This window comes from Aeromicrobium sp. CnD17-E (assembly GCF_024124745.1).
In the GTDB taxonomy this organism is placed as follows: Bacteria; Actinomycetota; Actinomycetes; order Propionibacteriales; family Nocardioidaceae; genus Aeromicrobium.
Window position 1 is genome coordinate 1 of sequence record NZ_JAMXRU010000114.1, and the last position, 9,501, is coordinate 9,501.

Consider the following 9,501-nt stretch of genomic DNA (forward strand, 5'->3'; position numbering starts at 1 on the left):
ATCGGGCACCGGCGGGGGTGCCGGGCCGGGGGCGGCATCGGGCACCGGCGAGGTGCGGGCCGAGCGCGGCTACCTGAGGGAGCTCGGCAACCTGGTCTTCCACACGAGCATCGTCGCGGTGCTGGTGGGCGTGGCCGCGGGTGCGCTGTGGGGCTACCGCGGTGCCGCGATCGTGACGCAGGGCGAGGGCTTCGCCAACGTCCTGACGCAGTACGACGAGTTCGCGTCCGGCGCGCTGTTCGACACGAACGACCTGCCGCCGTTCTCGCTGCAGCTCGACAAGATGGTCGCCCGCTTCTGGACGACGGGTCCGCAGCGGGGGGCGCCGCGCCTGTTCGAGGCGTCGGGCACGTACCGCGAGGGCGTCGACGGTCGCGAGAAGCCGTACGAGATCCGCGTGAACCACCCGTTGAACGTCGGCGGCACGTCGGTCTTCCTCGTCGGCCAGGGCTACGCACCGGTCGTGAAGATCACCGACGCGAAGGGCGACGTCGTGTTCGACGGTGCGGTGCCCTTCCTGCCGGCCGACGGCACCTACACGTCCAACGGCGTCATCAAGGTGCCCGACGCGCGGCCCGAGCAGCTCGGCTTCCAGGGCTTCTTCCTGCCGACGGCGGTCACGAACGGCAGCGAGGAGGCGTCGGTGTCGGCGTTCCCGGGGGCGGTCAACCCGCTGCTCGGCCTGTTCGTCTTCCACGGCGACCTCGGGGTCGACGACGGGCTGCCGCAGTCGGTGTACGTCCTCGACCAGGACAAGCTCGAGCAGTACAAGAACGCCGACGGGTCGAACTTCCGGGTGAGCCTGAGTCCGGGGCAGGAGGCCGACCTGCCGGACGGCGGCACGATCGAGTTCACCGACCTGACGCTGTTCGCGCGGTTCCAGATCGCGTCGACGCCGCTCGTCTGGCTGCCGCTCGGTGGCATCAGCATCGGCATCGTCGGACTGGTGCTGTCGCTGGCCGTGCGGCCGCGGCGCACCTGGGTCCGTGCACGTCGGGTGGGTTCGCGTACCGTGGTGGAGGTCGCCGCCCTCGACCGCGTGCCGCGCGACGACCTCGGCACGAGCCTCGAGGACCTGCTGGCGCAGCTGCGCAGCGGCCTCGGCGACCTACCGGACGACCCGGAGAAGGAGCCCCGATGAACCTCGCCGACTACACGCAGGTGTCGAACTTTGCCGTCACCTCCGGCATGATCGTCGTGGCGCTGGCGTTCCTCGCGTACGTGGCCGAGTGGGGTTTCGCCCGCCAGGTCGTCAAGGAGGAGCAGCCGGTGGCCGTCGCCGCCGGGGGCGTGCCCGTCGAGCCGGTCGAGCAGGAGACGGCGAGCCGCTCCGACGTCCTGCGCTCGGTCGCCTACTCGCTGACCGTGCTGGGCACGGTGGTGCTCGGGCTCGCGATGGTCACGCGCGGGCTCGCGTCGCAGCGGGTGCCGTGGGGCAACATGTACGAGTTCGGCGTGGGCGGCGCGTTCATCGCGCTGCTCGTGTACGTCGTCGTCGCGCGTGTCTCGCCGATCGAGTGGGTCGGCGGCATCGTCACGGGCTTCGCGCTGGCGGTGCTGGGCCTGGCCGTCTCGACCTACGTCGAGCCGGGTCCGCTCGTGCCGGCGCTGCACTCGTACTGGCTCGTCATCCACGTGGCGGCGGTGATGATCGCGGGTGCGTTCTTCCTGCTCGGCACGGCGGCGTCGGTCATGTACCTGGTGCGCCAGCGGGCGGAGGACAACGGCACCGTCGGTCCGCGCCTGTCGCGCTTCCCGTCGGCGGCGGTCATGGACCGGCTCGCGTACCGCGTGATCGCGGTCGGCTTCCCGCTCTGGACCTTCGGCGCCCTCATCGCCGGCCCGATCTGGGCGCACTACGCGTGGGGCCGCTACTGGGGCTGGGACCCCAAGGAGGTCTGGGCCTTCATCACCTGGGTCGTCTACGCCGGCTACCTCCACGCCCGCGCCACCGCGGGCTGGAAGGGCAAGCGCGCCGCGATGATCGCGATCGTCGGCTTCGCCACCTTCGTCACGAGCTACTACATCGTCAACCTCTTCGGCTCCGGCCTCCACTCCTACGCGAAGTAGCGCGAGCCGGCCCATCCAGCCCTCCCCGCGTTTTGCGGACTTGACGACGATCTGACGCGAGTTTTCCGTCCCGAAGTCCACATAACGCGTGGGCGGTGGGGGTTGTGGATGGGCGGAGGCGTGCTGCCGCGGGCTCCAGCAGCATGCCGGGATGGCGCGCGCGATCCCTGAGCAGCTCCTGCGACGACCTTTCGCGGTCACGCAGGCCGAGGCGCTGGGGTACCCGCGTGCGGCCCTGCGTCGTGCCTGCTGGGTCCGGTTGTTCCGTGGCGTCTACGTGCACGCCGACGTCGAGCGGACACCGCTGGTGTGGGCCGCGGCAGCACTACTCACGGTCAGCGGCCGCGCGGGTGCGGTGGTCACGCACCGCACGGCCGCCGTCCTCTGGGGCTTCACGGCCCGCGGCTGGGCGGGTGCGCCGTGGGAGCTGTCGGTCCGTGGACCCACGCAGAACGACCAGGCCGACGTCCGGTTGCACCGGCGGATCGGCGACCTCGACGTCGAGCACCGACCTGGACCGGTGCCGGTCTCCGGGCCGGAACGCACGGTCGTCGACTGCGCGCTGCGGGCCAGCCTGGTCGAGTGCGTCCAGCTCATGGAGCACTTGGTGCGAGCGGGCCACACGACCCGCGACCGGTTGTTCTGGTACCTGGACCGATGCCACCTCCACGGGGTCGTCGCTGCACGGGAGGCGTTCGAGTACGTGCGAGAGCGGTCGGAGTCGCCGCGTGAGACCTGGCTGCGCCTGCTGCTCGTCCTTGCGGGCCTGCCCGAGCCCGACGTCAACGTCGAGGTGCGCGGCCCCGACGGCACCTTCGTCGCACGGGTCGACCTGCTGTTCTCGGCGTGGAAGGTGGTGGTCGAGTACGACGGCCGCCACCACGAGACCGATGCGCAGCAGTGGGCGCGCGACCGGCGACGTCGTGAAGCGCTCGAGGCGCTGGGCTACCGCGTCATCGTCGTCGCGGCCGTCGACGCGCGCTTGCCGCGGGACGTCGTGCGTCGGGTGCACCGTGCGCTCGTCGACCGCGGTTACGACGGCCCGCGACCCTGGTTCTCCGCGTCGTGGACCGCACTCTTCGCATGAGCCCGGCGTCCAGCTCGAATCCGCGTTTCGTGGACTTCATGACGAAAAGCCGGCGGGCAACCGTCATCAGGTCCACAAAACGCGGGGAAGGGGAGTGGTTAGAGGCCGCGGAGGTAGTCGGGGTCGTCGTCGGGGCCGCGGGTGGGGGGACGGCCGCCGGGCCAGCCGTAGCCGGAGTCGCGCGGGGGGCGACCCTTGCGCGACTGCGTGCCCAGGAACATCCACGCGAGGGGGCCGACGAACGGCAGCAGGATGACGACGAACCACGCGGGCTTCGGCAGTCCGCGAACCTGCTGGCGCGGTGTGGCCAGGAGGTCGAAGAAGGCGTAGACGAGCAGCACGACGGCGACGATCGCGATCAGTGCCTTGCCCATGGCGCCACCGTACCTGCGGCCCTCAACCCGCGCCGCCCGACCGTCGCGGACGCGACGACGACCGCCGGAGGCCTGCAACGGGTGCCGACGAGGGGCTTCCCGGCGCCGACTAGGCTCGACGCATGAAGGCGTTCTGGAGGTACACGCTCGCGCGGCTCAGCGTCCTGGCCGTCACCTACCTGCTGCTGTGGGGCATCGGGCGCACCTTCCTGGAGTTCGACGAGCTGACCAACCTGCTCGTGCTGCTCGCCGCCATGATCATCTCCTCCGTCATCTCGATCTTCCTGCTCGCCGGTATGCGCGAGCAGGTCGCGCTCCAGCTGCAGGAACGCGCCGAACGCATGACGTCGCGCATCGAGGAGTCCCGCAGTGCCGAAGACGTCGACTGAGGTCCGCGCCTGGATCGACGAGGCGATCCGCCGCGTCGAGGCCGACGCCAACCGCAGCGCCGACACGCACCTGCACGCGCTGCCCGTCGCCACCCCCGACGTCGACCTGTACCTGAAGGACGAGTCGGTGCACCCCACCGGCAGCCTGAAGCACCGGCTGGCCCGGTCGCTGTTCCTGCACGCCCTGTGCAACGGGTGGATCGGCCCGGGCTCGACGGTGGTCGAGGCCTCGAGCGGGTCGACGGCTGTCAGCGAGGCCTACTTCGCCCGTCTCGTCGGGCTGCCGTTCGTCGCCGTCATGCCGGCCGCGACGAGCGCGGAGAAGGTCGCGCTCATCGAGTGGTACGGCGGCCGCTGCCACTTCGTCGAGAACGCGGCCGACGTGTACGACGAGGCGCGCCGGGTGGCCGAGGAGTGCGACGGCCACTACATGGACCAGTTCACGTACGCCGAGCGGGCGACGGACTGGCGCGGCAACAACAACATCGCGGAGTCGATCTTCGAGCAGATGTCGGCCGAACGGCACCCGGTGCCCGCGTGGGTGGTCGTGAGCGCGGGCACGGGCGGCACGTCCGCGACCATCGGCCGCTACCTGCGCTACCGGCGTCACCCCACGTCGCTGCTCGTCGCCGACCCCGAGAACTCCGCGTTCCTCGACGGCTGGGAGCAGGACACGTCCGACGTCGTGACGGGGGTGTCGTCGCGGATCGAGGGCATCGGCCGGCCGCGGGTGGAGCCGTCGTTCGTCGGTGGCGTCATCGACGACATGCTGCGCGTGCCCGACGCCGCGTCGATCGCGACGATGCGCTGGACGAGCGACCGGCTGGGCCGTCTGGTGGGTGGCTCGACCGGCACGAACGTGTGGGCGTCGCTGACCGTGGCGACGCGGATGCGCGCGGCGGGGGAGAGCGGCAGCATCGTCACGCTCCTGTGCGACGCGGGGGAGCGCTACCTCAGCACCTACTACGACGACGCGTGGCTGGCGCAGCGAGGCATCGACCTCGCGCCGTGGACGCAGCGGCTGGCCGAGTACGACGCGACCGGCCTGCTGCCGGACGTCGACTGAGCCGGGTCAGCTGACCTCCACGAGCGTCCACGACTCGACGGCCCCGTCGGCGAGCACCAGCCGGCCGACGGTCCCGTGCGGCTGACGTCGCTTGTCGGTCGGCGAGCCGGGGTTGAGGATCCGGGGGCCGGCCTCGTCGGTCTCGTCCCACGGGATGTGCGAGTGCCCGAACACGACGACGTCGGCGTCGGGGAAGCGTCGCCGCATCCGTCGGACGCGACCCTGCTTCTGGCCGGCGTCGTGGATCATCGCGACCCGGACGCCCGCGAGGTCGAGCTCGAGGGTCTCGGGCGCACCCCAGGCTGCGACGTCGGGCCCGTCGTTGTTGCCCAGCACCACGTGCACCGGCGCGAGGGTCGCGAGCTCCTCGAGCACGGACGGCTGGCAGACGTCGCCGGCGTGCAGGACGAGGTCGACGTCGCGCAGCTCCTCGGCCACCCGCTCGGGCATGCCCTTCCAGAACCTGGGGGCGTGGGTGTCGGAGACGACGCCCACCACGAGCCTGCCCCGGTCGGAGGTCATCGGCCGAGGACGAGCCCGAGGGCGAGCCCGGCCGACCAGAGCAGCTCGGCGACACCGGTGGCCTTCAGCACGGGCACCAGCGCGGGTCCGCGGGCGTCCGAGAGCACCGCCCGCAGGGCGGGGACGGCGGGCAGCAGACCGGGCAGGGCGAGCAGGGCCCAGGGCGTGGCGCCCACGGCGAGTGCGACGGCGAGCGCGGCGCTGAGCCCGACGAGTGCGGCGTAGAACTGCCGCGAGCGGGCGTCGCCGAGGACGACGGCGAGCGTCCGCTTGCCCGCCTCGACGTCGGTGGGGATGTCGCGCAGGTTGTTGGCCACGAGGATCGCGCAGGCGAGCGCGCCGACGCCGACGGCTGCCGCCCAGGCCTCCCACGGCAGCCCCTCGACCTGCACGTAGACGGTGCCGAGGACGGCGACCAGCCCGAAGAACAGGAACACGCTCACCTCGCCGAGCGCGCGGTAGCCGTAGGGGTTCGGACCGCCGGTGTAGGTCCAGGCCGCGCCGAGGGCGGCGACGCCGACGAGCAGCAGCCACCACGTCGTCGTGGCCGCGAGGGCCAGGCCGAGCAGCGCGCCAAGGCCGAGGAAGCCGAGCGCCGCCGCCTTGACCGCCGAGGGTCGGGCCAGCCCCGACCCGACCAGCCGCAGCGGACCGACGCGGTCGTCGTCGGTGCCACGGATGCCGTCGGAGTAGTCGTTGGCGTAGTTCACGCCGATCTGCAGCGCGAGGGACACGCCCATAGCGAGCAGCGCCTTGCCCCAGGCCACGTCGGCCACGTACGCCGCCACGCCGGTGCCGGCCAGCACGGGGGCGACGGCGGCGGGAAGGGTGCGGGGGCGGGCCCCCTCGACCCACTGCGAGAGGGTCGCGCTGCTGCGGTCGGTCACGATGCTCCTAGGGTTCAGCGGACAGTGTGCCAGCGCCTAGGGTGGGGGGATGACGCAGCCGCCGTTCCCGTTCGTCCTGGTGCTGCTGACCGGCATCTTCGTGTGGCTGGCGGTGACGTCCGACGGCGGCTGGCTGCCGCTCGCCGCCGGGTTCGGGGCCCTCGTGACGGGCGCGGCCGCGCTCTACCAGTCGCGTCCGGTGCGCGACCCGCTCGACGAGGAGCCGGAGACCGAGGAGTGGGAGCCGGGCTCCTGACCGGGTCGGCGTCGTTGCGCCCGGTGTCGGGCTCGGCGCGCGACGTGCTCGACCTGCTGCGTCCCTGGGTGGCCGGCGACGACGTCGAGCCGCTCGTCGTGCGCACGTCGGGCAGCACCGGCGAGCCGAAGGACGTGCGACTGTCGCGCACTGCGGTGCTGGCGTCGGCGCGGGCCACGCACGCCCGTCTCGGCGGTCCCGGCCAGTGGCTGCTGGCGCTGCCCGTCAGCGGGGTCGGCGGCCTGCAGGTGCTGGTCCGCTCCCTCCTCGCGGACCAGGAGCCGGTGCTCCTCGACGACCACGACGACCTCGTCGACGCGCTGCGCGAGCTCGACGGCCCCCGCACCTACGCGTCGCTCGTGCCCACCCAGCTGCACCGCCTGGCGTCGGCGGGTCGGCTCGACGCGCTCGCGGCGCTCGACGCGGTGCTGGTGGGCGGTGCCGCGCTCGACCCGACGCTGCGCGAGCAGGCGACGTCGGCGGGCGTGCGGGTCGTGCGCACCTACGGGATGAGCGAGACGAGCGGAGGGTGCGTGTACGACGGCGTCCCGCTCGACGGCGTGCGCGTGCGGGTGGTCGACGCACGCGACGGCGTGGGTCGGGTGCAGCTGGCGGGGCCGGTGCTCTTCGACGGCTACGGCGACGTCGCGCGCACCGACGAGTGGTTCGACACCGCCGACCTCGGCACCGTCGGCCCCGACGGCGTGCTCAGCGTCGTGGGTCGCGCCGACGACGTCGTCGTGAGCGGTGGGGTGAACGTGCCCCTGCCCGCGGTCGAGCGGGCGCTGCGCGCGCTGCCGGAGGTGCACGACGCGGCCGTCGCCGGCGTGCCCGACGACGAGTGGGGCACCCGGGTGGTGGCCGTAGTGGTCCCGGCCGACGCCACCTGCCTCGACGCGGTGTCCGCCGACCGCCTCCGCGACACGCTCGAGGAGCAGGGACTGCCGCGCCGGTGGGCGCCGCGCGACGTCACCCTCGTCGACAGCGTCCCGCTCCTGCCGAACGGAAAGGTCGACCGCCTCGCCGTCCGTCGCCTCTTCTGACCGTTTGCGTGGGGCCCCACGTAAACGTGCGGATCCGGCGCATGGTTGCGGTGGGGGGAGCTGGTTTGGGTGGGGCCCCACGTGAACGTGCGGATCCGGCGCCCCGGGGAGGGGGTCAGGCGGAGGCGACGGCCTCGTCGACGGGGGTCTCGCCGGTGACGAGGTCCCACTGGCGGCCGATGCCGGCGCCGGTGTGGAGGATCTCGGCGAGCACGGCGGCGACGTCGGCCCGCGGGACCTCGCCGCGGGCCACGGAGTCGCCCAGCGTGACCGTGCCGCGGGCGGGGTCGTCGGTGAGCTTGCCGGGGCGGACGATCGTCCAGTCCAGGCCGCTCTCGCGCAGCGCGACGTCGGCGTCGCGCTTGGCCTCGACGTAGGCGCGCCACACGTCGTCGGTGTCCTCGGGCAGCGGCAGGTCGACGCCGATCGCGGAGACCTGCACGAAGCGACGGATGCCCGCGATCCGGGCGCCCTCGACCGACTTCAGCGAGCCCTCGAGGTCGACGGCGCGCTTGCGGCCGATGTTGCCGTCCGGTCCGCCACCGGCGGCGAAGACGACCGCGTCGCAGCCGTCGAACACGGACGCGAACGCGTCGGCGTCCTGCTGCTCGATGTCGAGCCGGCGGGCCGTGGCCCCCCGCTGCTCGACGTCGCTCGTGTGCGCGTCGTTGCGGATGAGCGCGACGACGTCGTGGTCGCGTGCGCGGAGCTGCTCGATGAGGTGGAGGGCGATCTGTCCGTGGCCCCCGACGATGGCGATGGTCGACATGCGTCCACCGTTGCACGGCGCACCTGACGTCGCAGTGCGGCCCGGCGTGGCTGTGCGCGACCTCACCCCCGGGCCCCGACGCTGCCGCGCCGCTACCCTCGGCAGGTGCACACGTTCGCGATCGGGATGCCCGTCCGGTTCCGGGGCATCCACCGACGCGAGGGCCTCCTGGTGCGCGGCGCCGCCGGCTGGGGCGAGTTCAGCCCGTTCCTCGACTACGACGACGAGGAGTGCGTGCCGTGGCTGCGAGCCGCGCTCGAGGCCGCCCACGACGGCTGGCCCGAGCCCGTCCGCGACCGCGTGCCCGTGAACGCGACCGTGCCTGCCGTCGGCCCCGAGCAGGCGGCGCAGATCGTGCGTGCCTCGGGCGCCTCGACCGCCAAGGTCAAGGTGGCCGAGCGCGGCCAGGCGCTGGCCGACGACGTCGCACGCGTCGAGGCCGTCCGCGACGTCCTCGGGAGCGAGGGTCGGGTGCGGGTCGACGCCAACGGCGGCTGGTCCGTCGACGACGCGGTCGCGGCCGTGAAGGCTCTGGACGCCGTCGGCACGCTCGAGTACGTCGAGCAGCCGTGCGCCTCGGTGGAGGAGCTCGCGCTGGTCCGCCGCCGGGTCGACGTGCCCGTGGCCGCCGACGAGTCGATCCGACGCGCCGCCGACCCCTACCGCGTCCGCGACCTCGAGGCCGCCGACGTCGCCGTGCTGAAGGTGCAGCCGCTCGGCGGGGTGCGCGCCTGCCTGCGCGTGGCCGAGGAGATCGGCCTGCCCGTCGTCGTCTCCAGCGCCGTCGAGTCGTCGGTGGGCCTGGCCGCGGGCGTCGCGCTCGCGGCGGCCCTGCCCGAGCTGCCGTACGCGTGCGGTCTCGGCACGACCTCGCTGCTCGGCGGCGACGTCACGAGCACCCCGCTGGACGCCGTCGACGGCTGGCTGCCCGTGCGTCCGGTCGAGGTCGACGAGGACGCGCTGGCCGCGGTCGCCGCCGACGCCGCGACCGACGCCGCCTGGCGCGCCAGGCTCGAGCGCGTCGACGCGCTGCGCCGG

General features: G+C 73.3%; 12 protein-coding genes. 8 read left to right on the forward strand and 4 right to left on the reverse strand.

All coding sequences use genetic code 11. From position 1 onward, the window contains the following. From NH339_RS15730 to NH339_RS15740, 3 genes are all read left to right on the forward strand, one after another. Positions 1–1,141, forward strand: a 1,141-nt coding sequence (locus NH339_RS15730) for a cytochrome c biogenesis protein ResB (RefSeq protein ID WP_253026977.1), incomplete at its 5' end; no start/stop codon positions are given. After that, entirely contained in the window at positions 1,138–2,070 is a 933-nt protein-coding gene (gene ccsB / locus NH339_RS15735) for a c-type cytochrome biogenesis protein CcsB (protein WP_253026978.1), read from the forward strand. The genes NH339_RS15730 and ccsB, both read left to right, overlap by 4 nt. A gap of 151 nt (positions 2,071–2,221) precedes the next feature. Further along, complete coding sequence (locus NH339_RS15740; RefSeq protein ID WP_253026979.1) at positions 2,222–3,157, forward strand: DUF559 domain-containing protein; 936 nt, start codon at positions 2,222–2,224, stop codon at positions 3,155–3,157. Positions 3,158–3,255: 98 nt separating this feature from the next. Here the strand turns inward: NH339_RS15740 and NH339_RS15745 are convergent, their stop codons facing one another. After that, positions 3,256–3,531 carry a PLD nuclease N-terminal domain-containing protein gene (locus tag NH339_RS15745; RefSeq protein WP_067854565.1) on the reverse strand — a complete coding sequence of 92 codons (276 nt, stop codon included), beginning with the start codon at positions 3,529–3,531 and terminating at the stop codon, positions 3,256–3,258. Between the two features lie 122 nt (positions 3,532–3,653). On the opposite strand from NH339_RS15745, the gene NH339_RS15750 reads away from it, so the two are divergent. Next, positions 3,654–3,920: a DUF4229 domain-containing protein gene (locus NH339_RS15750; protein WP_067854568.1), complete on the forward strand. Its 267-nt coding sequence runs from the start codon at positions 3,654–3,656 to the stop codon at positions 3,918–3,920. Next, positions 3,901–4,986 carry a PLP-dependent cysteine synthase family protein gene (locus NH339_RS15755; protein ID WP_253026980.1) on the forward strand — a complete coding sequence of 362 codons (1,086 nt, stop codon included), beginning with the start codon at positions 3,901–3,903 and terminating at the stop codon, positions 4,984–4,986. Before NH339_RS15750 ends, NH339_RS15755 begins: the two co-directional genes overlap by 20 nt. A gap of 6 nt (positions 4,987–4,992) precedes the next feature. On the opposite strand, the gene NH339_RS15760 is transcribed toward NH339_RS15755, so the two are convergent. Together NH339_RS15760 and NH339_RS15765 are read right to left on the reverse strand one after the other, a co-directional pair. Further along, positions 4,993–5,508 (reverse strand): metallophosphoesterase family protein, encoded by a 516-nt coding sequence (locus NH339_RS15760; protein WP_253026981.1) that lies wholly within the window; start codon positions 5,506–5,508, stop codon positions 4,993–4,995. Then, positions 5,505–6,395 (reverse strand): 1,4-dihydroxy-2-naphthoate polyprenyltransferase, encoded by an 891-nt coding sequence (locus NH339_RS15765; RefSeq protein WP_253026982.1) that lies wholly within the window; start codon positions 6,393–6,395, stop codon positions 5,505–5,507. Before NH339_RS15765 ends, NH339_RS15760 begins: the two co-directional genes overlap by 4 nt. 49 nt (positions 6,396–6,444) lie before the next feature. Here NH339_RS15765 and NH339_RS15770 point away from each other — a divergent pair, with 49 nt between their 5' ends. Together NH339_RS15770 and NH339_RS15775 are read left to right on the forward strand one after the other, a co-directional pair. After that, complete coding sequence (locus NH339_RS15770; protein ID WP_253026983.1) at positions 6,445–6,651, forward strand: hypothetical protein; 207 nt, start codon at positions 6,445–6,447, stop codon at positions 6,649–6,651. After that, positions 6,633–7,694, forward strand: a complete 1,062-nt coding sequence (locus NH339_RS15775; protein ID WP_253026984.1) for an AMP-binding protein — start codon at positions 6,633–6,635, stop codon at positions 7,692–7,694. Before NH339_RS15770 ends, NH339_RS15775 begins: the two co-directional genes overlap by 19 nt. Before the next feature lie 115 nt (positions 7,695–7,809). On the opposite strand, the gene NH339_RS15780 is transcribed toward NH339_RS15775, so the two are convergent. Continuing rightward, positions 7,810–8,463, reverse strand: a complete 654-nt coding sequence (locus NH339_RS15780) for an SDR family oxidoreductase (RefSeq protein WP_253026985.1) — start codon at positions 8,461–8,463, stop codon at positions 7,810–7,812. Positions 8,464–8,568: 105 nt separating this feature from the next. Between NH339_RS15780 and NH339_RS15785 the strand changes: the two genes are divergently transcribed. Next, positions 8,569–9,501, forward strand: a 933-nt coding sequence (locus tag NH339_RS15785) for an o-succinylbenzoate synthase (RefSeq protein WP_253026986.1), incomplete at its 3' end; no start/stop codon positions are given.